Here is a 23,984-nt window from a genome sequence, read left to right as displayed (position 1 = left end):
GGGCGGCGTTGGTCGCGCGCTTGGGGAGGCGTCGTGGAGGAGTACGCGGGCCGGGTGCTGGCCGACCGCTATCGCCTGCCCCTGCCGCCCGCCGACGAGTACGAACTCGTCGAGACCCGCGCCTTCGACACCTACAGCGGACAGGAAGTCCATCTGCGGCAGATACCGCTGCCGGAGGTCGTCGACGCGGAAGTCGTGGGCGACGACGCGCGCTGGGGCGGCGGGCCGTCGGGGCGGAACGGCGCGTTCGCCGGTGCCGGGCGTACCGCCCGGGGCGGCGGTGACCCGGCCGTCCGGCGCGCCATCGCGGCGGCGACGTCCGCCGCGCAGATCCCCGACCATCCCCGGCTCGGCCAGGTCTTCCATGTCTTCGCTGAGGCCGGAAGCCTGTGGATCGTCAGCGAACTGGTCTCCGGCCGCCCGCTGGCCGCGCTGCTCGCGGAGGGCACGCTGTCCCCGCACCGCGCCGCCGAGGTCGCCAACGACATCCTTACGGCGCTGCGCGCCCTGCACGCCCACGGCTGGGTCCACCGCAACATCACCGCCCGCACGGTGCTGCTGTGCGACGACGGGCGCGCGATGCTCACGGGGCTGGCGGCGGGTGCGGCGGAGGAGGCGCTGTGCGGCTACGACCCCGTTCCGGCGCCCGCGTCCTCGCCCTCCCCCTCCCCGGACGCCCTGGCCGCCGCTGAGGATGCCCCGTCGGCTGACGTCCCGGTCTCCCTGCCGCCGGGCCCGGCGGGTTCCGGCGATCACCCGGACCCGGGCGCGCAGGGCCCGGCCGGGCGAGGGGACGAAGGGCGCGCCGCCATCCCCGGAGCCCGTACGGCCGAGGGCGGCGAGGCACGGCCGCACGGCGGCCCGCGCTACCACGACCAGGGCGCCGCGGGAGGTCTCCTGCCGCCGGGCCGCCCTTACGGTGGCCACGAACCGGCGGACGCGGCACGCCCGGACGGACCCGCGGGCGCGGCACGGCCCGACGCCGACGGCAGGGAACACGGCGGCCAGGGCACGGCAGCGGGCCTGCCCGAGCCACGGTCGCCTTACGGCGACCACGGGGCGATGGAGGCGAGTTCGGGGCCTGGTGCGGGGGGTTCGGCGAGGCCGGGCGCCGGTGGTCCGGCGAGGCCGGGTGCGGGTGATTCGGCAGGGTTCGGCGCGGGCGGTTCGGCGAGACCCGGCGCCGGTGGTCCGGCGGGTCCAGGCGCAGACGGTCCGGCGGTCCCGGGCGCGGGCGCCGGTGGTCCGGTGAGGCCCCGTCCTGGCGGTCCGGTGTACCGGGATCAGGTGACGTTGGGCCCGGGGGCCGGTGGGCCCATGGCGCCTTACCGGGACCAGGCGGCCGCCGGTGGGCTGCCCGGGCCGCGGCGGGCGGGACAGCCGGGGCAACCGGGCGACCGGGAGGGCGAACGGGGCGGCGTCGGCGCCGATGCGCCGAACGCGGCCGCGCGGGCGGCGCGGGCCAGCGCCATCGCCGCCTACGCGGCGGGCGCGCGAGCCGCCGCACGGGCCAACGTCGACGCGGCCACCCGCTCCCCGCACGCCCCCGAGCCCGCCCCGACGCCCGCACCCGAACCCGACCCGGAGCCGGTGACCGGCGGCGCCCGCTGGCCCGGCCGGCCGGAGGCCGTGGAGAACGCCCAGCCCACCGCCTCCGAAGGCCCGTCCGCCCTCGAAGGCGGCTCCTGGGACTCCGGTGGAGCCACCGGCGGCGGCCCCGCCACCGCGCTCGCCGCCGAACGCGCCCGCCAGGCCCGTATCGTCGTGGTCGGCGCCGTCACCGAGCGATGGGCGCCCGAGCAGGCGGGCCCGGTCCATGAGAACTGGCGGCTGGCGCCCCCGGTCGGCCCCGCCGCCGATCTGTGGGCGCTCGGCGTGCTGCTGTTCCGCGCCGTGCAGGGCCATGCCCCGTACCCGGAGGAGAGCGCCGCCGAGCTGGTGCAGATGGTCTGTGCGGAGGCGCCCGCGTACGCGGAGGAGTGCGGTCCGCTGCGTCCCGTCGTCGAGTCGCTGATGCGCCAGGACCCCACCGAGCGCCCGGACTTCGAGGAGCTGCGCGGCTGGCTGCGGTCCCTGATCCGGTCGGCGCCCGAGCCGGACGTCGGCATCAGCACGGTCACGGTGCCGTCGCTCGGCTCGGGCGGCACCTCCGACCCCCGGCGGCTGCCGATCGTCCGCAGGCGGGGCTGGCTGGTGCGCAGGGGCCGGGGCCGCCGCCCGGCCGCGGCGGCCGACGCGCCGGTGGGCCACGCGCGGCACCGGCGGGACAAGCGCGAGAGGCGGGAGAAGAGGGAGCCCCGGGAGACCCGGCAGGCTCCTCCGGCGCCCACCCAGCGCAAGCCGCGCAGGCTGGGGCGGATGTTGCTGCTCCTGATCCTGCTGGGGCTGGCGGCCGCGGTGCTCTACGCGATGATGTTCATGCCGCGCTCCAAGGACGACGGCGGCCAGGGGCGTACGGGCTCGGCCGGTGCGCCGAGCGCGGCGCCGAGCGCCCCCGCGGACGGCGACGGCGACAAGGGCGACGGCGACGAGGGCGAGGCCGGAAAGCCGGCCGACCCCGGCGACCAGGAGCCGCAGTCCACCGACCCGGCCGGGCTGGCGAAGGGCTTCGCGGTCCGTAAGGACCCCAAGGGCTTCAAGGTCGCCGTCCACGAGGGCTGGACCCGCCGGGGCGAGAACGGCCGCGGCCAGATCCGCTACATCGGCGGCGACTTCGAGCTGGTGGTCGTGGCCGGGCGGGACAAGATGTCCGAGTTCGGCGGCGACCCGATGGCGTACCAGCAGGACCGCGAGGCCGAACTGTCCGCCTTCCGCGGCTCTTCCTGGGCCTCGTCCTCCGGGCTGCGGCGGATCGACGTCGGCCGTACGGCGATGGCGGAGGGCGCGTTCACCTGGCGCGACAGCAGCGGGCGGAATGTGTACGCGCGCAACCTCGCGATGCTGATCGACGGGCGCTACCACGTGGTCCTGGTCATCGGCCCGTCCGATGAACGCCGGGCGGTCAACCAGTACTTCGAGCAGGCCACGGCCACGTACAGCACGACCACCGGCTAGACCCTAGGCGGCTCCTCCGCGAACCGCTCCCGCAGCCGGTACTTGAGCACCTTCCGCAGCGTCTCGTTCCGGGGCAGGGCGTCCACCACCTCGAGCCGCTCCGGCAGCTTGTGCACCGACAGCCCGGCCTCCCGCAGATACGACACGACCTGGCCGAGGGTCAGCGCCTCCGCCCCGTCCGGCTGCTCCACGACGGCGCAGACCAGCTCGCCCCGGTCCGGGTCGGGCAGGCCGATCACCGCCACATCACCCACGTCCGGGTGCTGGTACAGCAACTGCTCGATCTCCTTGGCCGAGATGTTCTCGCCCTTACGGATGATGATGTCCTTGACGCGGCCGGTCAGCACCAGATGGCCGCTCTCCGTAAGGTGGCCGAGATCGCCGGTAAGGAAGAAGCCGTCCGCGTCGAACGCCTTACGGGTCTCGGCCTCGTCCAGATATCCGGCGCAGACAGCCTCGCCGCGCAGCCGCACCTGACCGTCCACCACCCGGATCTCCATCTCCCGGGGCGGCCGGCCCTCGGTGGTGGCGAGGTTCTCGTCCGTGTCGTCCGGCGACCCCATGGTGATCATGGGAACTTCGGTCATCCCGTAGCCGTGGGTGAGCGTGCAGCCCAGCTCGCGTACGACCTCGTAGTAGAGCTCGGGCGGCTTGGGCGCGCCGCCACCCGCGAGGAGCCGCAGGGTGGGGATGAGCCGGCGCGAGGGGTCCTTGCGCTGCTCGGCCAGGAACATCGAGTAGAAGGCGGTGCTGCCGCCCGCGACCGTCACCCCGTGCCGCCGGTACGCGGGCAGCGACTCCGGCAGCGAGAAGTGCTCCAGCAGCACGGCCGGGAAGCCGTAGAGCAGCAGCATCACGGTGTAGTCGGGACCCGCGACATGGGCGTACGGGAAGGCCATGGACCCGACGTCGTCCGGGCCGAGCCGCAGTGCGTGGGCGAGGCAGGCACCGGCGGCGATGAGGCTGCGGTCGGTGTGCAGCACGCCCTTGGGGTCGGAGGTGGTGCCCGAGGTCCAGTAGATCCAGCGGACGGCCCGCCCGTCGGTCGGCGGTGGCGGCAGCCGCACCGCCTTGGGGTCGGCCACCGGCAGCGTGTCGTACGCCTCGAAGACCAGCGGCGGATCCGGCAGTTCGGCGGCGAGGCGGCGCGCCATCGCGGTGTGGTCGAAGCCGCGCCACCGGCCGGGCACGGCGAAGAACCGCGCCCCGGACTCGCGGAGCGCGAACCGCACCTCGCGGTCGCGGTAGTACGGGATGAGCGGGGTCTGCACGGCGCCGAGGCGGGCGAGCGCCATGGTCAGCACGACCGTCTCGATCCGGGTGGGCAGTTGCCAGGCGACCCGGCCGCCGGGGCGTATTCCCAGCCGGTACAGCCCGGCGGCGGTGCGCTCGGCGCGGGTGTGCAGGGCGCCGAAGGTCAGCCGCCGGTCGTGGCGGGCGGAGGCGGTGGCCTGGAGCAGGGCGGGGGCGTCGGGGGTGAGCGCGGCGCGCCGTTCGAGCAGTTCCCACAGCGTCGCCGATGTGCCGAGCTCATGCGCGATGTCGGTCATCCCGGCCTCCCGTGGGGCGGTAGCTGACGACCCATCAGATAATGCTGGAAGCGTAAGGGTGCGCGCCTTGTCGGTCCAGGGGGTGCGGACTAGCCTGCGGAAGCCCACCTTGTCTGACGGCCCATCAGAAACGGAGGTCGGCCGCTGATGGATCTCACCTACACGGAGGACGAGGAGGACTTCCGGCACCGGCTGCGCGCCTGGCTCGCCGACGTCCTGCCCAAGCTGCCGGACCGCCCGCACCCGGCCGACTGGCCCGGCCGCCGCGCCTATGACTGCGGCTGGCAGCGCATGCTCCATGACGCGGGCTACGCCGGGCTGCACTGGCCCAAGGACGCGGGCGGCCGGGGCGCGACGCCCACCCAGCATCTGATCTTCCTGGAGGAGACCGAGCGGGCCGGTGCGCCCTATGTGGGCGCGGGCTTCGTCGGACTGCTGCACGCGGGCCCCACCATCGCCGCCGAGGGCACCCCCGGGCAGCGGGCGCGCTGGCTGCCGCCGATCCTGCGCGGGGACGAGGTCTGGTGCCAGGGGTTCTCCGAACCGGACGCCGGCTCCGACCTGGCGTCGCTGCGCACCCGGGCGGTGCGGGACGGCGATGAGTACGTCATCAGCGGAAGCAAGATCTGGACCTCGCACGCCGAGATCGCCGACTGGTGCGAACTCTTGGTGCGCACCGCGCCGGTAAACGCCGACACGCCGAAGCACCGGGGCATCACCTGGCTCGCGATGCCGATGGACGCGCCCGGGGTGACCGTGCGGCCGCTGCGGACCCTGGCCGGGACGGCGGAGTTCGCCGAGGTGTTCCTGGACGAGGTGCGGGTGCCGGTCGGCCACCGGGTCGGGGAGGAGAACGACGGCTGGCGGGTGACCATGGTGACCCTCTCCTTCGAGCGCGGTACGGCCTTCGTGGGCGAGGTGGTCGCCTGCAGGCGGGTGCTGGAGGCGCTGGCCAGGACGGCGCGGGCCAACGGGCGCTGGGACGACGCGGTGCTGCGGCGCCGGTTGGGGCGGCTCGCGGCGGAGTGCGCGGCGCTGTGGCGGCTCACCCAGTGGAACGTGAGCGAGGCGCAGCGCACCGGCGGGGTGCCGGGCGTCGGCGGCTCGGTCTTCAAACTGCGCTTCTCGCAGGTGCGGCAGGAACTGTACGACGCGGCCGCCGAGGTGCTGGGGCCGGACGCGCTGGACGCCGGTCAGGAGTGGGTCGTCGACCGGCTCTCCTCGCTCTCGTACACCATCGCGGCGGGGACCTCGCAGATCCAGCGGAACATCGTGGCCGAGCGGATCCTCGGCCTGCCGAAGGGACGGTGAGCGGGGCGTGGACTTCCAGCTCACGGACGACCAGCGGGCGCTGCGGACGGGCATGCGCGAGCTCCTGGAACGGCGCTTTCCGCGGGCCCGGCTGCGGGCGGTGGTGGACGGGGAAGCGGAGCGGGGCGACGGTGGCGCGGCGCGGGGCGGGGGGCTGGACCGGGCGCTGTGGCGGGAGCTGGGCGCGGCGGGCCTCTTCGCGCTGCGGGTGCCGGAGTCGGCGGGCGGGGTGGGGCTGGGACTGCCGGAGGTGGTGCTGGCCTTCGAGGAGGCGGGCCGTGCACTGCTGCCGGGACCGCTGGTCGCGACGGAGCTGGCGGCGGGGTTGTGGGGGGCGGGGTCGCTCGAGGCGGAACTTTCGGGGTCTTTAGGGCCTTCAGAACCTTCAGTACCTTCCGGGTCTTCGGGGTCTTTGGCGGCGGGTGCGGTCCGGGGTGAGGCGGTGGTGACGGCGCTGGACGAGGGCGGTGCTCCGGTCGAGCACCTGGCCTCCGCCGATGCGGTGCTGGCGCTGGGGCCGACGGCGGCCGAGGTGATTCCGGCGGAGGAGGTGGCGCGTTGGGCGGAGCCGATGCGCTCCGTCGACCCGGCCACCCCACTGCACCGGAGGGCCCCGCGCCGAACCCGGCTGGACCAGGAGGATCAGTCGGGCCAGGCGGACCGGACGGCCCAGGCGGACCGGGCGGCCCAGGGGGACCGGACGGCCCAGGCGGGGCCGGGCCGTTCGGGGCTCGCCGCCCGGCTGCGCCGCGAGGCGGCGCTGCTGACCGCGGCCCAACAGCTGGGCAGCGCCTCCCGTACGGTCGAGCTCGCGGTGGACCATGCCAAGCGGCGCACCCAGTTCGGCCGACCGGTCGGCGCCTTCCAGGCCGTACAGCATCTGTGCGCCCAGATGCTGGTTCGTGCCGAATCAGCCAGAAGTGTGGTGTATGCCGCGGCGGTCACGGAAGACCCGGGTGACATCGCGGCGGCCAAGTTGCTCGCTGACGAGGCCGCTGTCCACAATGCCCGCGATTGTCTGCAAGTCCATGGCGGGATGGGCTTCACCTGGGAGGCGGATGTCCATCTCCATCTCAAGCGGGCCTGGGTGCGGGCAGGTCAGTGGCAGTCCGCGGCGGCGGCGGAGGAGGAACTGGCGGCCGGGCTCGTGTCGACCGTTGAAACATGTTTGTAGCCGGGCTCGATGGATACGCCTGAATTGTTGGGATGTCGCATTCTCTGGGGAGATCCCCAGGGCTTCCGAGGTGACCGAGCGTTGATACCAGGTTGTTTCCTAGGCGTGACTCGTCACAGGGTGGAGTCGGGCCCGGGCTCGGGTACTCTCCGTGGGGTGCGAGCGCTTATGGGGTGCGAGAGGCCCGGCGTTGCCCATGGGGCGATTCCGGGCATGACGACGTGCCCCGCTCGCCGGGGGTCTGCGACGCCCCAACCTCGATGTTCGAGTCCTCAGGACGCGTGTCGCACAGTATGCCCCACGCATACTCCTTGGCGCTGGAATATGACCGAAGCGCTTGTTGGGGTGACTGTACGTCAACCATGCTGTCGCGCACGGGGGTACCTCCCAGCGGTAGCTGGGGGAGTGTCACGGTCCGTGACCTCTTGGAGGTACAAGGCGATGTGTCTGCCGGTTCGGATGGTGTGAGCGGTGCAGGTGCTTCAGGCGCAGATGGAGGTCAGGCCCGACCCGGCGGAGGTGAGTCGTGCCCGTCGATGGGCCCGTTCGCGGCTTGTCGGGTCCGGTATCGGAGCCGATGAGCCACTCGCTGAGACGTTGATCCTGCTCATCTCCGAACTCGTCACCAACGCCGTGGTGCACACCGGCTGTCCGGCCGTGCTGCGGATGCTCTTCCCCGCCCAGTCGATGGGTGGCGGGGGCGGCGGGAGCGGTGGTGGTGCCGGAGGTGGGGGCGGGGCGCCGGAGCCGTTCACGAGCCGGGGTGTCGATGCGGGAACGGTCCGGGTCGAAGTCGCCGACGCCAGTGACCGCGCTCCGCGCCAGCGCTGCGCCGATGAGGAGGACACTCATGGGCGCGGTCTGGAGCTGGTCGACGGCCTCGCCGACCGCTGGGGCTGGCAGCCGGAGGGCTCCGGGAAGCGGATCTGGTGTGAAATCGACCGCGCGAAGGGCGAGGAGTCGCTTTCCAAGAAGCGAGCGGCGTCTCATGCGCCGTCACACATGGGGCGAATCAGGCAAAGTCCAGACCAGGTGTTGACGTGACGTGTTCGGTTGATCACTCTAGGATCAGCGATTCGTCGCGAGGGGACGCCGAGGGCTGTGGTGTCTCTGTGGACCGTGTGTTCACGGGGACGTTCCTTGGCGAGTGCGGGTCGCGCCCCCGCTGCTGAAACAGGGCTCAGCGTCGGGAGCCGGGTGGCGGTGCGCGGTGCCGTGCTCGGGGCGCGCATGAGCGCACCGCCACCCGAAAGAGACCGACCCGCCGCCCCCTCCACGGGCGTCGGAGACGTCAAGGCATCAGTGGCGTCGAGCCGTCAGAGGATCGCGACGGGTGCCACGGGCGCCCCCGTTCCGCCGACGAACGGCTCGGGCGGGGCCGACAGCAGAAAGGCGTAGCGCCCCTCTTCGGCGCAGGCATCGGAGAGTTCCTCCAGATTCCAGTTCTGGCCCTGGAGCATGCCCATCTCGACCAGGTCGAGGGCGTGGACCGGCATCCAGAGGTCCTCGATCTCGGGTGGGAAGGTCTCGAAGGTCAGGGTGTCATTGGCGACCGCCGCCACATCGCGGGCGTGGAACCACTCGGGCGTGCGCAGGGACAGCCCCGGTGAGGGGAACGCGTACGCCTCCTTCTCGCCCGCCAGATAGCGCTGGATCTGCCCGGTGCGGACGAGCGCGATATCGCCGGAGCGCACCCTCGTCCCGGCCAGCTCCTCGGCGGCGTCGAGGTCTTCGGGGGTGACCACATGCCCCTCGGGCAGCCGCTCGGCGCCCCGGGCCCGGGCCACATCGAGGAGCACCCCGCGCGAGACGAGGGGCCCCGCCGTGTCGATACCGCTGAAGGCGGCGCGGTCATGAGTGGTGATGGAGTCGGCGGGGCGGCCGTTGTAGATCCTGCCGGAGTGCGAGACATGGGTCAGCCCGTCCCAGTGGGTACCGGCCTGGAGTCCCATCGTCACGGCGTCGTCGCTGGTCGCCACCGTGCCCGGGCCGAACATCTCGAAGTTGACCGCGATCATCGTATGCAGCGGGTTGATCCGCCCGGGGATCATTCCGGTCTGGATGCCGTCCTGTCGCAGCGGCACCGCGAGCGGCACGCGACGGCCGGTCCGTATCGTCGCGGCGGCCTCCCGGACCACGGCATCGGTGATCAGGTTGAGTGTGCCGATCTCGTCGGCCGTCCCCCAGCGGCCCCAGTTGTTGACGCGCTTGGCGATCTCGTGGAACTCGGCTGGCAGCGGCATGGCGTCTCCTTCGGCGTTCCCGGTCGACGTTTGTGTGCGGGGGCTTGTACTCGGGCCGCGTCTGCTCAAAAATCTAACGGACCGTCAGAAACTCCGGGAGGGGATGCGACGTGGGCAACTTCTTGGACGGCAAGGTGGTCGCCGTCACCGGGGCCGGACGCGGTATCGGACGAGCGGTGGCCCTCGCCTGCGCGGCCGAGGGGGCACAGGTCGTCGTCAACGACTACGGGGTCTCGATCGAGGGTGGCGAACCGAGCAGCGAGGTCGCCGAGGCCGTGGTCAAGGAGATCGCGGCGGCGGGCGGCGAGGCGGTCGCGGTCGCCGACGACGTCTCGACCATGGCCGGTGGCCAGCGGATCGTGGACACCGCGGTGGAGCGGTACGGACGGCTGGACGGGGTCGTCTGCGTCGCCGGGATCCTGCGCGAGCGGATGCTCTTCAACATGTCCGAGGAGGAGTGGGACCCGGTCGTCGCCACCCATCTCAAGGGCACCTTCACGGTCTTCCGGGCGGCGTCGGCGGTGATGCGCCGCCAGCGCTCCGGCACCCTGATCGGCTTCACCAGCGGCAACCACCAGGGCAGCGTCGCCCAGGCCAACTACGCCTCAGCCAAGGGCGGGATCATCTCCCTGGTGCGCAGCGCCGCGCTGGGGCTCCACAAGTACGGCGTCACGGCGAACTGCGTGGCCCCGGTCGCCCGCACCCGGATGTCCGCCAACGTACCGATGGAGCTCAAGGAGATCGGCGAGCCGGAGGACGTGGCGGCCCTGGTCGTCTATCTGCTGAGCGAACGCGCCCGCGCCGAACGGATCACCGGGCAGGTCTATACGATCGCGGGCCCCAAGATCGCGGTCTGGGCCCAGCCCCGTGAACTGCGCGCCGGATACGCCGAGGGCGCCTGGACCCCGGAGAAGATCGCCGACTTCCTCCCGGGCACGGTCGGCACCGATCCCATGCCGATGCTGGCCCAGTTGGAGGCCATGGCCCAGGCGGCCGCCGACGGCCAACGCCCCAACGCCTGACCCCGGCAAGGGCAGGGCGAGCCGGGAACACCCACCAGGGCCGACGAGGGGAGAGGCTGTGGACTTCGCTTTCGGGCCGGAGGACGAGCGGTTCCGCGCCGAGGCGCGCGACTGGCTGGCCGAGCACTTCACCGGACCGTTCGCCGCCCTCAAGCAGCGGACCGGCGGCCACCCCGGCGAGGGGCACGGCGACATGGCCGTCCGCCGAGCCTGGGAGCGCGAGCTCGGCACGGGCGGCTGGATCGGCCTGGGCTGGGACCGTACGGACGGGGCGTACGGCAACCGCGCCGCGACGCTGACCCAACAGGTCGTCTGGGCCGAGGAGTACGCCCGGGCCGGGGCGCCGGGGCGACTGGGCCACATCGGCGAGAACCTCCTCGGGCCCACCCTGCTCGCCCACGGCGACTCCGCCCAGCGCACCCGCTTCCTGCCGCCCATCGCCCGTGGCGAGGAGGTGTGGTGCCAGGGTTACAGCGAACCCGACGCCGGTTCGGACCTCGCCGGGCTGCGGACCCGCGCCGTCCGCGACCCGGGCGAGGGCACCTATCGCATCACGGGGCAGAAGATCTGGACCTCCCTCGCCCATGAGGCCGACTGGTGCTTTGTGCTGGCGCGCACCGAGGAGGGCTCACAGCGCCATCATGGACTCTCCTTTCTGCTGGTGCCGATGGACCAGCCGGGACGGATCGAGGTGCGGCCGATCCGGCAGCTGACCGGGACCGCGGAGTTCAACGAGGTGTTCTTCGACGGGGCCGTGGCCCGCGCCGAACACCTCGTCGGCGGCGCGGGCCACGGCTGGCGCGTGGCCATGAGCCTGCTGGCGGTGGAGCGCGGGGTCTCCACCCTGGTCCAGCAGATCGGCTTCGCCCAGGAGCTGAGCCGGGTGGTGCGGCTGGCGCTGGAGACCGGCGCCGCGGAGGAGCCCGTCCTGCGTGACCGGCTCATACGGCAGTGGGCCGAGCTCAAGGCCATGCGCTGGCACGCCCTGCGCACCCTGGGCAGTGCACAGAGCCCCGCCCCGAACTCCGCCCGGCCGGCCCGGGACCCCGCCCCGCGGAAGGCCGCCCCCCATGACCTCCCCGCGAGGAGCGCGGGCCCCCAGGCCACCGGCTCACCGGACCCCGGCTCGCCTAACCCCGGCCCGCAGTACTCCGGCCCGCAGGACCCCGGCGCGCCCAGCGTCGCCAAGCTGCTGTGGGGCGGCTGGCATCAGCGGCTCGGCGAGCTGGCCGTGCAGGTGAGAGGCGCCGCGGCCGCACTCGGCCCGGCGCGCTGGACCGCCGGCCGGCCGTACGAACTCGACGCCTTCCAGCGTCTCTTCCTCTTCTCCCGCGCCGACACCATCTACGGCGGCTCGGACGAGATCCAGCGCACCATCATCGCCGAGCGCGTACTTCACCTCCCCAAGGAATCACGCCGATGACGAAGACCTACGCGCACTGGATCGGCGGCTCGTGGCGGGCTCCCGGGAACGGGCACTACCCCGTCACCAACCCCGCCACCGAGGAAACCGTCGGCCATGCCCCCGAGGCCGATCCGGCCGATGTGGACGCCGCCGTCCGGGCCGCCCGGGCCACGTACGACGGCTGGTCGCGCACCGCCCCAAAGGAGCGCGCCGCCGTACTCGACCGGGCCGCCGATCTGCTCGCCGAGCACGCCCCGGACCTGGTGCCCCTCGTCCAGGCGGAGACCGGGGCGACGCTACGCGTCACCTCGTCCCTCCAGGTGCCCCCGGCGATCGACCGCTTCCGCCGCTATGCGCGTGGCGCCCTCGAGCCGGACACCGTGCCGCTGGCCCCGCTGCCCGTGGCCGCCACCCCGCTGGCGCCCGGCGGGCTGATCGGGGCGGCAGCGGTCCGCCGTCCCCTGGGTGTCGTCTGCTGCATCACCTCCTACAACTTCCCTCTCACGAATCTCGCGGGCAAGGTGGCCCCGGCCCTGGCCATGGGCAATACGGTCGTGGCCAAACCCGCGCCGCAAGATCCGCTGTGCTGTCTCGAGCTCGGCCCCCTGCTGAAGGAGGCCGGGCTCCCGGACGGAGCCTTCAATGTCGTCACCGGCTCGCGCGCGGCCGCCGGCGAGGCGCTGGTCGCGCACCCCGGTGTCGACATGGTCAGCTTCACCGGATCCACCGCCGTGGGGAAGAAGATCGCCGAATCCGCGGGGCGGTCGATGAAGCGCACCCTGATGGAACTGGGGGGCAAGGGCGCGGCCATCGTCCTGGGGGACGCCGACGAGCGAGTGATCGCGTCGGCGGTCGGGGCGGTCGGTTCGACCTTCTCCTTTCACAGCGGGCAGATCTGCACGGCGCCGACCCGTGTGCTCGTCCATCGATCGCTGTACGAGAAGGTCATCGCCGCACTCACACACTACGCAGAGTCACTGAAGATCGGGGACCCTGTGGATAACTCCACGGTCGTCGGTCCGTTGATCTCCGCCGCGCAGCGCGATCGCGTCGAGGCGTATGTCTCCGGCGCCCGTGAGCAGGGTGCCCGGATCGTCGTGGGCGGCGAACGCCCCGCGCTCAAGCCCGGCTTCTACGTGGCCCCCACGCTGATCGCCGACGCCACCCCCGCGATGACCGTCGCGCGCGAGGAGCTGTTCGGCCCGGTCGTCGTGGCCCTGCCCTTCGAGGACGAGGACGAGGCGGTGCGGATCGCCGACGCCACCCCCTACGGCCTCTACGACTACGTCTTCAGCGCCGACGCGGGCCGCGCCTGGGCCCTCGCCGCCCGTCTGCGCAGCGGAAACGTCGGCATCAACACCGTCCAGCGCCACCCCGAGACACCGTTCGGCGGTTTCAAGGAAAGCGGAGTCGGCCGCGACGGCGGCTCGTTCGGCCTGCACGCGTACAGCGAACTCCAGTCGCTGGTCTGGGTCGCCTGAGGCACCGGAAGGGTGATGAGGATGAGAGGCGTCATCTTCGACGGCACCGCGCCGCGCGTGGTCGAGGACTTGGAGGTGCGCGACCCCGGCCCCGGCGAGGTGCTGGTGCGCATCGCCGCCGCCGGGCTGTGCCACAGCGATCTGTCGGTCGTGGACGGCACCATCCCCTTCCCCCTCCCCGTGGTCCTCGGCCACGAGGGCGCGGGCGTGGTCGAGGGGGTCGGGCCGGGCGTCACCCATGTCGCACCCGGTGATCATGTGGCGCTCTCCACCCTCGCCAACTGCGGGACCTGCGCCGACTGCGCCCGGGGCCGCCCCACCATGTGCCGCGCGGCGATCGGCCGGCCGGCCCGGCCGTTCCGCCGCGGCGCCGAGCGGCTGTACAACTTCGCCTCGAACTCCGCCTTCGCCGAGCGCACCCTCGTCACCGCCGTCCAGGTGGTGCCGATCCCCGAGGACATTCCGCTCGTCCCCGCCGCCCTCATCGGCTGTGCCGTCCTCACCGGCGTCGGCGCCGTGCTCAACCGCGCCAAGGTGGACCGCGGTGAGTCGGTCGTCGTCATCGGCAGCGGCGGCATCGGGCTCAATGTGCTGCAAGGGGCCCGGATCGCCGGGGCGTCCCCCATCGTCGCCGTGGACTCCAACCCCGCCAAGGAGCCGATGGCGCGGCGGTTCGGCGCGACCCACTTCGTCCCCTCCGCCGACGCCGTACGGGAGATCATGCCGACCGGCGCGGACCACGCCTTCGAATGCGTCGGTTCCACCCGGCTCATCCGCCAGGCCGTCGATCTGCTCGACCGGCACGGCCAAGCGGTGCTGCTCGGGGTGCCGCCCGCCGACGCCGAGGCGGCCTTCCGCGTCTCCTCCATGTATCTGGACAAGTCCATCCTGGGCTGCCGCTACGGCTCCTCACGGCCACAGGCCGACATCGCGCTGTACGCCGACCTCTACCGGCAGGGGCTGTTGCTGCTGGACGAACTCGTCAGCAGGACCTACCCCTTGGAGGACTTCGCCAAGGCCGCCGACGACGCCCACCACGGCCGGGTGGCGCGCGCCGTGCTCACCTTCTGAGCGGGCGTCCGGTGCGTGCCGACCCTGTGCTGACCGATCCGGCGAGCCGCCGCGTGCTGCTCACCCCGCTCATCCTTACGGTCGCCGGCGTGGCCATGGCCACGCCGGGGGCGCTGGCGGCCGTGCTGCCGCTGCGCCGCCGCATCGCCGGACGCCGCCTCTTCCAGCTCGTCTTCTCCCTCCCCTTCGCCTACTCCGCCGCCTCGGCCTCGGCCTGCTTCGCCGGGCTGTTCGCCCCGTCGGTCGTGACGCTCAACCACGTCCTGGCGAAGCTGGGGTACGAGGGTCCGCCATGGCTCCAGTCCCCGGGGTGGGCGATTGCTGTGCGTGGCCCTGGCGGCCGCCTGGTACGAGTTCGGGTTCGCCGTCCTCGTACTGACGGCCGCTGTCCGAAATTTGCCCTCGGAGGTGCTGGAGGCCGCGGGAGTGGCCCCGTGACGGCGAGGGAGTGGCCGTGACGGGCCCTGAGCGGCCCTACGCGCGGCCGTGACGGGCTGGCGGCCTTACACGCGGGCGTCGGCGCCGGGAGCCGTACCGGCCTCGGCGCCCGCGCGGAAGGTGCGGCGGTAGGCGGTGGGGGAGACGCCCACCGCCGCCTGGAAGTGCTGGCGCAGGGACGCGGGGGAGCCGAAACCGGCCTCGCGCGTCACCTGGTCCACCGACAGATCGGTGCTCTCCAGGAGATGACGGGCCCGCTCGACCCGCTGCTGGGTCAGCCACTGGCCCGGGCTGACGCCGACCTCCTCGCGGAAGCGGCGGGTGAACGTCCGTACGCTCATCGACTCCTGGGCGGCCAGCTCCCGCAGCGAGATGGGCCGGTCCAGCCGGCCGAGCGCCCAGGCGCGCGCCGCCGTCGTGGTGGCCTGCTGGGGCTCGGGCATCGGGCGCGGGATGTACTGGGCCTGGCCGCCGTCGCGGTGGGGCGGCACCACACTGCGCCGGGCCACGTCGTTGGCCACGCCCGTGCCGTGGTCGCGCCGCACCATATGCAGACACAGGTCGATCCCCGAGGCGACACCGGCCGAGGTGAGCACATCGCCGTCGTCCACGAACAGCACGTTCGGATCGACCTTGACGGTCGGGAAGAGGCGCTGGAAGTGGTCGACGCTGGACCAATGGGTGGTGGCCGGGCGGCCGTCGAGGAGACCGGCGGCGGCCAGCACGAACGAACCGGTGCAGATGGACACCCAGCGCACGCCCGGCCGGGCATGGGCCAGCGCGGTGCCGAGCGGCTCGGTCATCCGGCCCTCCTCGTGGACCGGGCCGAGTTCGTACGAGGCGGGCACCACGATGGTGTCGGCCTCGGCGAGGGCCTCCGCGCCCAGCTCCACGGCGATCGGGAAGTCGGCGTCCGTGGGCACCAGACCGGGCTCGGGGGTGCAGGTGACCACCTCGTACAGCCGCCGGCGGTCGGCGGAGCGGGCCTTGCCGAAGATCCGGTACGGAATGCCCAGCTCGAAGGGGATCACGCCGGGGAGGGCGAGGACGACGACACGATGGCGCTCGTCGGCGGCCCCGGGCGGGGATGGGGGCGGGGATTGGGGCCGGGGTGGGGACACTTCCTGCCTCCCGTCGTTCGGACACGGCCTGAAAGGGGCGTGGCCCGATCCTAGCGAATGCTGTCCCACGGGCCACTCGTCCGTGCCGACCCGCTGTTCGATGCTGGTCCGGTGACGCAGACGACCGAGCTCTCCGAAGCCCCTGAACAGGACGAACAGCCGGAACAGCCCGCCCGGCCCGCACGGCGGGCGCTCCTACGCCTACCGCACCGCGCCTGGGCGGTCGCCGCCGTCGCCTTCGTGACGATCATCGGCGCGGCCGGATTCGCCTCCCTGCCCGGTCTGCTCATCGATCCGCTCCACGAGGAGTTCGGCTGGTCGCGCGGCACGATCGGGTTCGCGGTCTCCGTCAACCTCGCCCTCTATGGGCTCACCGCTCCCTTCGCCGCGGCCCTGATGGATCGCTTCGGCATCCGCAAGGTCGTCGCGGCCGCGCTCGTCGTCATCGCGGCCGGTGGCGGCCTTACGGTCTTCATGAGCGAGCCCTGGCAGCTCATCCTGTGCTGGGGTGTGCTGGTCGGCCTCGGCAGTGGCTCCATGGCGCTGGCCTTCGCCGCGACCGTGACCAACCGGTGGTTCGTGGCCCGGCGCGGTCTGGTCACCGGCATTCTTACGGCGGGCGGGGCCTCCGGGCAGTTGATCTTTCTCCCGCTGCTCTCCTGGATCGTCGAACGGCACGAATGGCGGCCAGCCGCGATCACCGTCTCGGTCGCCGCGCTGGCGATCGTCCCCCTGGTCTGGCTGCTGCTGCGCGACTACCCCTCGGACGTGGGCCTCGCCCCGTACGGCGCGGACGGGCCGCCCGCCCCGCGGCCCGCGCCCCGGCGCGGTGCGGCCCGGCGGGCCGTCAAGGCCCTCGCCTCGGCCTCGCGCACCGGCTCCTTCTGGCTGCTCGCGGGCGCCTTCGCGATCTGCGGCGCCTCGACGAACGGCCTCGTCAAGACCCACTTCGTGCCCGCCGCGCATGACCACGGCATGCCGGTCACGGCCGCCGCCGGCCTGCTCGCCGTCATCGGCGTCTTCGACATCGTGGGGACGGTGGCCTCCGGCTGGTTCACCGACCGCTTCGACGCGCGACGGCTGCTGGCCGTGTACTACGCGCTGCGCGGGCTCTCCCTGATGTTCCTGCCGATCCTGCTGGACGACGCGGTCCATCCGCCGATGTTCTTCTTCATCGTCTTCTACGGTCTCGACTGGGTCGCCACCGTGCCGCCGACGATGGCGCTGTGCCGGGAGCAGTACGGGGAGGACAGCGCGATCGTCTTCGGCTGGGTGCTGGCCTCCCACCAGGTGGGGGCCGGGGTCGTGGCCTTCCTGGGCGGCGCGGCGCGGGACGCCTTCGGCTCGTACGACCTGGTCTGGTACGGCGCGGGGGCGCTGTGCGCGATCGCCGCGCTGATGTCGCTGGTCATCCAGCGCGGTCCGGGCGCGAAGACCGCGTCGGCGACGGTCCAGGGGGCCGGCGGTTCGTGACGCCCGCGGCGGGCCGTTCCCCTCCCCGCCCCTTGCCGCAGCATCGATATGCGGCTCCGCCGCGTGGTGGGGCCCCGCCCCGGACCCCGGCCGACGACCCGGGCGTGCGCGGGCGTCCGCAGCGCCAGCGTGCTGGTGTGGGTATTCACGGCTGCGACGGTCGGCTCGTCGACCCTCGGGGTCCAGGGGCGGAGCCCTCGGTAGCGGGAAGGGGCGGGGAGGGGAAAGACCCGCCGGACACCCCCGTAAGGCCGCGCGGGCTCACGGAGCCGGGCCGTGAAGCCGTACAGATGCGGGCCGCGCGGGCTCACGGAAACGGGCCGCGTGGCCTTACGGAAGCGCCCGTGGCCTTACGGAAGCGCCGTGAACTCCCCGAAGGAGCCGCGGTGGAAGAGCAGCGGCCCCGATCGCGCCGCGGGCTCGTCCGTGCCCAGGGCCCGGACGCGGCCCACCACGACCAGATGGTCGCCGCCGGTGTGCACGGCGTGGATCGCGCAGTCGATCCACGCCGGGACGTCCGCGAGCCGTGGTGAGCCGGTGACCGGGGACGGCTCGTAGCGGATGCCCGCGAATTTGTCGGGGCGCCGGGAGCCGCTGACCGCGAAGGAGCGGCACAGCTCGCCCTGGTGCGCGCCCAGGACGTTGACGCAGAAGACGCCCGCGCGGGCGATGCGTGGCCAGGTCGTGGAGGTGCGGGCGACCATGAAGGCGACCAGCGGCGGGTCCAGCGACAGCGAGGCGAAGGACTGGCAGGCGAAACCGGCCGGTCCGTTCTCGTCGACGGTGGTGATCACGGTGACCCCGCTGGCGAAGTGGCCCAGCACATGGCGGAATGCGGCCGGGTCGACCGGGGGCCGCTCGTCGTCGCGCACACAGCGCAGCTCCGGTGGGGGCAGCGGGTCGACCGGTCGTACGGAGGTGGTCGGCGAGCCGACCGCCCGGAGGTAGCGGACGGCGGTGGCGGCCATACCGGCGTGTCCCATCATGGCCCCGTCCCCCTTTCTCGCTTGTTCGGGTTTCTGCCTTGCTGTCTCGGGTTCCCCCGCGGTGCGGTTCCTCAGCGCCTCAGCGCCTCAGCGGCCTCGGTACACGGGCGGCCGGCGCTCGACGAACGCGCGGACGCCCTCCTGAGCGTCGGCCGTGGTCATGTTGATCTCCTGCGCCGCCGCCTCGGCGGCGAACGCGGCCGGGCGGCCGGCCTCCAGTGAGGCGTTCACCAGCGCCTTGGTGAGGGCCAGGGCGCGGGTGGGCCCCGCGGCGAGGCGCTCGGCCCAGGCGCGGGCGGTCTTGGCCAGGTCGTCGTCCGGGACGACCCGGTTGACCAGGCCCAGCCGCTCGGCCTCGGCCGCGGGCAGTGCGTCGCCGAAGAACATCAGCTCCTTCGCGCGCTGCGGGCCGATCAGCCGGGGGAGGAGATACGCACCGCCCCCGTCGGGGACCAGGCCACGGCGGATGAACACCTCGATGAAGACGGCCGATTCGGCGGCCAGCACCAGATCGCAGGCGAGGGCCAGATGGGCGCCGAGCCCGGCCGCGGTGCCGTTGACGGCGGCGATCACCGGCTTCTCGCAGTCGAGGACGGCGGCGATGAGCCGCTGCGCTCCGCCGCGGATCAGCCGGGTGACATCGCCCGCGACCCGTTCCGCCCCGTCCGTCGTGCCGCGCAGATCCGCTCCCGCGCAGAAGCCCTTGCCGGTGGCGGTCAGCACGACGGCCCGGACGGCCGGGTCCGCGGAGGCGTGGTCCAGCAGCGAAATCAGGTGTTCTCGCTGGTCGGGGGTGATGGCGTTCATCGCCGTGGGGCGGTTGAGCGTGATCCACGAGACGCCGTTGTCAGTGGTGTGCCGTAGAACGGAGTCACGTGAATCTTCAAGGGGGGAAGAGGTCATGGTAACGCTCCATGCGTCAGCGGCAGATCGCCAGGGCGTCCAGTGCCACGGCACCTTGGCCGCGTTCCAGCACCATCAGCGGATTGACGTCCAGTTCGGCGAGGTGGTCCCCGAGCTCCAGGGCCATGCGCTGGACCCGCAGCACGACTTCCACGAGGGCGTCCACATCGGCGGGGGGAGCGCCGCGCACACCGTCGAGGAGGGCGCGGCCGCGCAGTTCGGCCAGCATCGCGCGCGCCTGGTCCTCGCCGAACGGGGGGACGCGTACGGCAGCGTCACGGAGGACCTCGACGAGCACGCCCCCTATACCGACGGTCACGGTCGGCCCGAAGAGGGGGTCCTGGCTCATGCCGACCACCATTTCCACCCCGCGCTCGACCATCTGGCAGACCAGCACCCCGTCCAGCTCGACGCCTTCGTAGCGGGCGATGTCGGTGAGCTCCCGATAGGTGTCGCGGACCTGGCTGGCCGAGGTCAGCCCCAGCCGGACCAGCCCCAGCTCGGTCTTGTGGGCGAGCTGCGGCGCGGACGCCTTCATGACCACGGGGTAGCCCACCAGACCGGCGGCGCGGACGGCCGCGGCCGCGCTGGTCACCAGCTGTTCGCGCGGCACTCGGATGCCGTACGCCCGCAGCAGCTGTTTCGCCGCGTGCTCGCTCAGGCGGTCTCCTGGGCGCAGCAGATCGCGCACCTTGCGAAGGGAGGGGGACGGCGTGCGCGGGGCGTCTTCGAACGGGGAGCGGTAGGAGGCGGTGAAGCGGTGGTGCCCCAGATAGGCGCGCACGGCGGTGATGCAGTTGGCGAACGTCCGGAAGGTGGCCACGCGGGAGGAGCCCAGCAGGGTGGTGCGGTAGGCGTCCTCGGTGCCGACCGGCGAGCCCCACACCACGCACACCAGCTTGTCCGTCTGCTCCGCCGCGTCCACCAGGTCCTGTGCCAGCTTGTCGCTCATGGGCGGGAAGGGGCCGGTGATCGGGCAGATCAACACGCCCACGGCGGGATCGGCGAGGATCGCGTCGATGATCTTGCGGCCGCGCCAGTCGCCGACCGGGTGGCCGCCGTTGTCCACCGGGTTGGCCACGCTGAGATCGCCGGGTATCCACTGGTGGAGTTCGGTCTGCTTCTCGGGAGAGAGGGTGGGCAGGGTGAGGCCCGCCGCGGTGGCGAGGTCGGAGAAGTGGGCCCCGGTGCCCCCGGAGATCGAATACACCACGACGCCCTCGGCGAGCGGCGGGCGGGCGCGGGCGAGGAGCGCCGCCGTGTCCTGCAACTCGTCCAGGCCGTCCACACGGATCACGCCGAACTGCCGCATGGCCGCGTCCACCACCGCGTCCGAGCCGGTCAGCTTGCCGGTGTGGGAGGCGGCCGTGCGGGCGCCGGTCTCGGTGCGGCCGACCTTCACGGCGACGACGGGCACCTTGGCGCGGGCGGCCCGGTCGGCGGCGAGCAGGAAGCCGCGGCCGTCCTTCAGCCCCTCCGCGTACAGGGCGATGGCGCCGACCTCGGGCCGGGTGGCGAAGTAGGAGATGAAGTCGGAGGTCTCCAGATCGGCCTCGTTGCCGGTCGGGGCCCAGTGGCTGAGCCGGATGCCGAGTTCCTGGAGGGTGAAGACCGGGCGGCCCTGGTGGCCTGACTGGGTGATGAGGGCGATGGCGGGCCCGTCGAGGTCGTCGCGGAACTTCTCGAAGGCGTTGAGGTTGGTGTTGGGGCCGAGCAGCCGCAGCCCGGCGCCGCGGGCCGCGGCGGCCAGCCGGGCCTGCGCGGCGGCGCCCTCGGGGCCGGTCTCGGCGAAACCGGAGGCGAAGACGACGGCGAACCTCACCTTGCTCCCGTCGAGTTCCTCGATCACCGGGAGCGGGTCGCGGACGAGGAGGACGGCGAGGTCGACGGGTTCGGGCAGCGCGGCCACGGACGGTACGCACGGAATGCCGAAGACGGTGGGACGGGAGGGATGCACGGGGTGCAGCCGGGCGCCGACGCGTTCGGCCCAGGCCAGGAGCTGGCGGGTGATACCGGTGTTGGGGCGGCCGTCTGCGTCGGAGGCGCCGATGAGGGCCACCGACTCGGGATGGAAGAAGCGGTCCAGATCGGGGACGGCGGACGTCAGCGGGCGCCCGCTGACGTCCACGTCGTCCACGCCTTCGGCGGTCCCGCCCGCCGCGGGCCTGCTGTGGACGTGCACGGCGGGGCCGGCGGCCTGACCGCAGGCGACGGCGCGGGCATGACGGGAGTTGGTGGTCAGGGTGCCGTAGGTCGATCCAAGCATCGGTATCCGCCACTCCTGCTCGTTGGCCAATAACCGGGTAGGTGACCAGGGGATTCGGCGTCGGCCGCCGCAGCAAACCTGACGCCAAGTCACATTACCCAGTAGTCAGGTTACTGAACTGACGGGCTGTCAGGAATGCTCGGGGCGCGGGGAACACGCAGGGTGACGACGGGGCCGATGGAATCGCGGCTCGCCCCGCCCCGTGGTCATGCCGTCGTGCGGGCGACCGTCTTGGCGATCTTCCGGGCGTCGATGGCCAGCTCGCGCAGCATCCCGCTGATCGGGTTCGTATACCCCGTGAAGTGCAGTCCCGGCGCGGACTTCAGGGTCCGCCGGCCGTGGGGGAGGGGGCGGCCGCGGTCGTCGAGCACGCCCAGATGGCCGACCAGCTCCTCCAGGCCGCGCCGGTAGCCGGTCGCGGCGATCACCACCTCGGGGCTGATCCGCGAGCCGTCGGCCAGGACCACCTTGTCCAGATCGAAGGAGTCCACCGCCGAGACCACCTCCACCCGTCCCGTCCGCACCGCGTCGACCAGCCCCACGTCCTGGACCGGGATCGCGCCCTCCCGTACGCGGGTGTAGAGCCCGGTGTCGGGCCAGGGCAGACCGTGTTCGGTCAGATCCGGCATGCTCACCCGGCACATCACCCGTGCCGCCCGGTCCACCGCGCGCCGCGGCAGCCTGCGCACCAGGATGCCGGTGGCCTGCGAGGGCCACCCGGCCGTCGAGCGGCGCAGGATGTGCGGCACGGTGCGGATCGCCAGCCGCACCCGGGCCGCGCCGCCCTCGACCAGGTCGACCGCGATCTCGGCGCCGGTGTTGCCGACGCCGACCACCAGGACGTCACGGCCCTCGAAGGGGCGGGCGTTGCGGTAGTGGGCGGCGTGCAGCAGCTCACCGGTGTAGCCGGCGCGGCCCGGCCAGTCCGGCAGCCGCGGGGTGTGGTTGAAGCCCGTCGCGACGACGACCACGGGTGAGGACGGGGTACGGCCGCCCGTGGCGCGCAGCACCCACTCCGTGTCGTCGGACGACCGGTCGATGCGGGAGACCTCGACGCCCGTGACGATCTCCAGCCGGTGGTGCTCGGCATAGCGCTCCAGGTAGCGCACCACGTCGTCGCGCCCGACCCACCGTCCGTAGGACCGGGGGATCGGCAGCCCGGGGAGCGCGGAGAGTCTGCGCGTGGTGTGCAGACGCAGCCGGTCGTAGTGGTTCCGCCAGGACGTGGCGACCGCGTCGGACTTCTCCAGGACGACGGCGCGGATCCCGCGGTGGCTGAGCGCGGCAGCGGCGGCGAGTCCGCCCGGTCCACCGCCGATCACATAGACGGGTGAGGACTTCTCGGGGGAGCGGTCGGCCATGCGGGTGAGCGTAGTCGGGTATTTGACGGGTTTCGGTCAAACGATCCGGTCAAAGTGATTCCGGATGGGTTGCGGAGAGGTCACGGTCGGTCGGCGCCGGACCGTCGTCGCGGTGTCCCGTCGGATTGTGTTGCGCCGGTGCGACCCCTTGCGCGGTTCGCGCCCGGCCCTGAAACTGACGTACCGTCAGATTCGCCGGGACGGGAGGGTGGGGGACGATGCGGACGATCGGGCTCGACGGGGCCGAATGGCTCGCCGTACTGCGCATCGGACTCGGCCTGTGGTGGCTCGAGAGCTGGCGGCACAAGGACAAGAAGGACTGGTTCGAACGCGGCACCGGCATCGGCTGGGCGGTGGGCGTGGCCGCCAAGCACCGCTGGGCGTTCGTCCGCGGCGGCTTCGACGCGGTGGTCACACCCCGTCCCAAGGTCATGGCGTATGTCGTCGTCTACGCCGAACTCGCCCTCGGCCTCGGGCTGACGCTCGGCTTTCTGACCCCCATCGCCCTGATCGGCGCGATCGTGCTCAATCTGCTCTATTTCCTGCTCATGATCCACGACTGGGCGGAGCAGGGGCAGAACTCGATGATGGTGCTGATCTCCGTGGTCGGGCTCTTCGGCATGAGCTGGCAGACCTGGTCGCTCGACGAGGCATGGGGGCTGTTCCTGTGAGCCCGACGCCGCCGCCCGCGGGCGCTCCGCGCTTCGACCTGCCCGAGACCGACGCCTTCACCCGCCCCTACTGGGACGCCGCCGCCGAGGGCCGGCTGCTGATCCGGCGCTGCGGCGCCTGCGGCCGGGCCCATCACTACCCGCGCGAGTTCTGCCCGTACTGCTGGAGCGAGAACGTCGCCTGGGAGGAGGCGAGCGGCGCCGCGTCGCTCTATACGTGGTCCGTGGTGCACCGCAACGACCTGCCGCCGTTCGGCACCCGTGTCCCGTACACCGCCGCCGTCGTCGACCTCGCCGAGGGGCCGCGGATGATGACCGAGCTCATCGAGGTCCCGGCGAGCGGGCCGCGGGTGGGGATGCGGCTCCGGGTGGCGTTCCGGGCGGCGGAGGCCGGTGAGGGGGACGCCCCGGTCTTTCCTGTCTTCCGGCCGGTGTCCGCCTAGTCCTACGGCGT

Annotated in this window: 19 protein-coding genes; 12 read left to right on the top strand and 7 right to left on the bottom strand. The window is 72.9% G+C overall.

Annotated features, from left to right (window positions below):
- Positions 1–33 precede the first annotated feature (33 nt).
- Positions 34–3,054 (top strand): protein kinase domain-containing protein, encoded by a 3,021-nt coding sequence (locus ACZ6TD_RS20965; RefSeq protein WP_471356208.1) that lies wholly within the window; start codon positions 34–36, stop codon positions 3,052–3,054.
- On the opposite strand, the gene ACZ6TD_RS20960 is transcribed toward ACZ6TD_RS20965, so the two are convergent.
- Positions 3,051–4,604 carry an AMP-binding protein gene (locus ACZ6TD_RS20960; RefSeq protein WP_471356207.1) on the bottom strand — a complete coding sequence of 518 codons (1,554 nt, stop codon included), beginning with the start codon at positions 4,602–4,604 and terminating at the stop codon, positions 3,051–3,053. The two genes, ACZ6TD_RS20965 and ACZ6TD_RS20960, sit on opposite strands and share 4 nt — an antisense overlap.
- A gap of 147 nt (positions 4,605–4,751) precedes the next feature.
- Here ACZ6TD_RS20960 and ACZ6TD_RS20955 point away from each other — a divergent pair, with 147 nt between their 5' ends.
- The 3 genes from ACZ6TD_RS20955 to ACZ6TD_RS20945 all read left to right on the top strand — a co-directional run bounded on the left by ACZ6TD_RS20955 (position 4,752) and on the right by ACZ6TD_RS20945 (position 8,133).
- Positions 4,752–5,915, top strand: a complete 1,164-nt coding sequence (locus ACZ6TD_RS20955; RefSeq protein WP_471356206.1) for an acyl-CoA dehydrogenase family protein — start codon at positions 4,752–4,754, stop codon at positions 5,913–5,915.
- Between the two features lie 7 nt (positions 5,916–5,922).
- Positions 5,923–7,089, top strand: coding sequence for an acyl-CoA dehydrogenase family protein (locus ACZ6TD_RS20950; protein WP_471356204.1), 1,167 nt, complete (start codon positions 5,923–5,925; stop codon positions 7,087–7,089).
- Positions 7,090–7,560: 471 nt separating this feature from the next.
- Positions 7,561–8,133: an ATP-binding protein gene (locus tag ACZ6TD_RS20945; protein ID WP_471356201.1), complete on the top strand. Its 573-nt coding sequence runs from the start codon at positions 7,561–7,563 to the stop codon at positions 8,131–8,133.
- A gap of 272 nt (positions 8,134–8,405) precedes the next feature.
- On the opposite strand, the gene ACZ6TD_RS20940 is transcribed toward ACZ6TD_RS20945, so the two are convergent.
- On the bottom strand, positions 8,406–9,332 hold the full coding sequence (locus tag ACZ6TD_RS20940) for a cyclase family protein (protein WP_471356199.1): 927 nt from the start codon (positions 9,330–9,332) through the stop codon (positions 8,406–8,408).
- Between the two features lie 110 nt (positions 9,333–9,442).
- Here ACZ6TD_RS20940 and ACZ6TD_RS20935 point away from each other — a divergent pair, with 110 nt between their 5' ends.
- From ACZ6TD_RS20935 to ACZ6TD_RS20915, 5 genes are read left to right on the top strand one after another with little or no spacing between them, the layout of a single operon-like run.
- Complete coding sequence (locus ACZ6TD_RS20935) at positions 9,443–10,354, top strand: SDR family oxidoreductase (protein WP_471356197.1); 912 nt, start codon at positions 9,443–9,445, stop codon at positions 10,352–10,354.
- Between the two features lie 58 nt (positions 10,355–10,412).
- On the top strand, positions 10,413–11,777 hold the full coding sequence (locus tag ACZ6TD_RS20930; protein WP_471356194.1) for an acyl-CoA dehydrogenase family protein: 1,365 nt from the start codon (positions 10,413–10,415) through the stop codon (positions 11,775–11,777).
- Positions 11,774–13,240 carry an aldehyde dehydrogenase family protein gene (locus ACZ6TD_RS20925; protein WP_471356192.1) on the top strand — a complete coding sequence of 489 codons (1,467 nt, stop codon included), beginning with the start codon at positions 11,774–11,776 and terminating at the stop codon, positions 13,238–13,240. The genes ACZ6TD_RS20930 and ACZ6TD_RS20925 overlap by 4 nt, the downstream gene beginning before the upstream one ends.
- A gap of 21 nt (positions 13,241–13,261) precedes the next feature.
- Positions 13,262–14,311 (top strand): Zn-dependent alcohol dehydrogenase, encoded by a 1,050-nt coding sequence (locus ACZ6TD_RS20920; RefSeq protein ID WP_471356190.1) that lies wholly within the window; start codon positions 13,262–13,264, stop codon positions 14,309–14,311.
- An 11-nt stretch (positions 14,312–14,322) separates the two neighbouring features.
- A complete protein-coding gene (locus ACZ6TD_RS20915) occupies positions 14,323–14,769 on the top strand; it encodes a hypothetical protein (RefSeq protein WP_471356189.1) in 447 nt (148 codons plus the stop codon).
- A 45-nt stretch (positions 14,770–14,814) separates the two neighbouring features.
- Here ACZ6TD_RS20915 and ACZ6TD_RS20910 read toward each other — a convergent pair whose 3' ends face one another.
- Positions 14,815–15,870 carry a GlxA family transcriptional regulator gene (locus tag ACZ6TD_RS20910; RefSeq protein ID WP_471356187.1) on the bottom strand — a complete coding sequence of 352 codons (1,056 nt, stop codon included), beginning with the start codon at positions 15,868–15,870 and terminating at the stop codon, positions 14,815–14,817.
- 57 nt (positions 15,871–15,927) lie between these two features.
- On the opposite strand from ACZ6TD_RS20910, the gene ACZ6TD_RS20905 reads away from it, so the two are divergent.
- The gene (locus ACZ6TD_RS20905) at positions 15,928–17,343 is read left to right on the top strand and encodes an MFS transporter (protein WP_471356184.1); all 1,416 of its coding nucleotides are present in this window, start codon (positions 15,928–15,930) and stop codon (positions 17,341–17,343) included.
- A 350-nt stretch (positions 17,344–17,693) separates the two neighbouring features.
- Here ACZ6TD_RS20905 and ACZ6TD_RS20900 read toward each other — a convergent pair whose 3' ends face one another.
- The 4 genes from ACZ6TD_RS20900 to ACZ6TD_RS20885 form a co-directional block, all read right to left on the bottom strand.
- Positions 17,694–18,311: a flavin reductase family protein gene (locus ACZ6TD_RS20900; RefSeq protein ID WP_471357917.1), complete on the bottom strand. Its 618-nt coding sequence runs from the start codon at positions 18,309–18,311 to the stop codon at positions 17,694–17,696.
- Positions 18,312–18,416: 105 nt separating this feature from the next.
- Positions 18,417–19,232 carry an enoyl-CoA hydratase/isomerase family protein gene (locus tag ACZ6TD_RS20895; protein ID WP_471356182.1) on the bottom strand — a complete coding sequence of 272 codons (816 nt, stop codon included), beginning with the start codon at positions 19,230–19,232 and terminating at the stop codon, positions 18,417–18,419.
- Positions 19,233–19,248: 16 nt separating this feature from the next.
- A complete protein-coding gene (locus ACZ6TD_RS20890; RefSeq protein ID WP_471356180.1) occupies positions 19,249–21,498 on the bottom strand; it encodes an acetate--CoA ligase family protein in 2,250 nt (749 codons plus the stop codon).
- A 206-nt stretch (positions 21,499–21,704) separates the two neighbouring features.
- Positions 21,705–22,859: a flavin-containing monooxygenase gene (locus ACZ6TD_RS20885; protein ID WP_471356177.1), complete on the bottom strand. Its 1,155-nt coding sequence runs from the start codon at positions 22,857–22,859 to the stop codon at positions 21,705–21,707.
- A gap of 218 nt (positions 22,860–23,077) precedes the next feature.
- Between ACZ6TD_RS20885 and ACZ6TD_RS20880 the strand changes: the two genes are divergently transcribed.
- Together ACZ6TD_RS20880 and ACZ6TD_RS20875 are read left to right on the top strand one after the other, a co-directional pair.
- Positions 23,078–23,530 (top strand): DoxX family protein, encoded by a 453-nt coding sequence (locus ACZ6TD_RS20880; RefSeq protein ID WP_210948436.1) that lies wholly within the window; start codon positions 23,078–23,080, stop codon positions 23,528–23,530.
- Positions 23,512–23,973 (top strand): Zn-ribbon domain-containing OB-fold protein, encoded by a 462-nt coding sequence (locus tag ACZ6TD_RS20875; RefSeq protein WP_471356174.1) that lies wholly within the window; start codon positions 23,512–23,514, stop codon positions 23,971–23,973. Before ACZ6TD_RS20880 ends, ACZ6TD_RS20875 begins: the two co-directional genes overlap by 19 nt.
- The last annotated feature ends 11 nt before the right edge of the window (positions 23,974–23,984 follow it).

Source organism: Streptomyces yongxingensis, from assembly GCF_055597465.1.
This window is presented reverse-complemented; position numbering and strand designations above follow the sequence as displayed.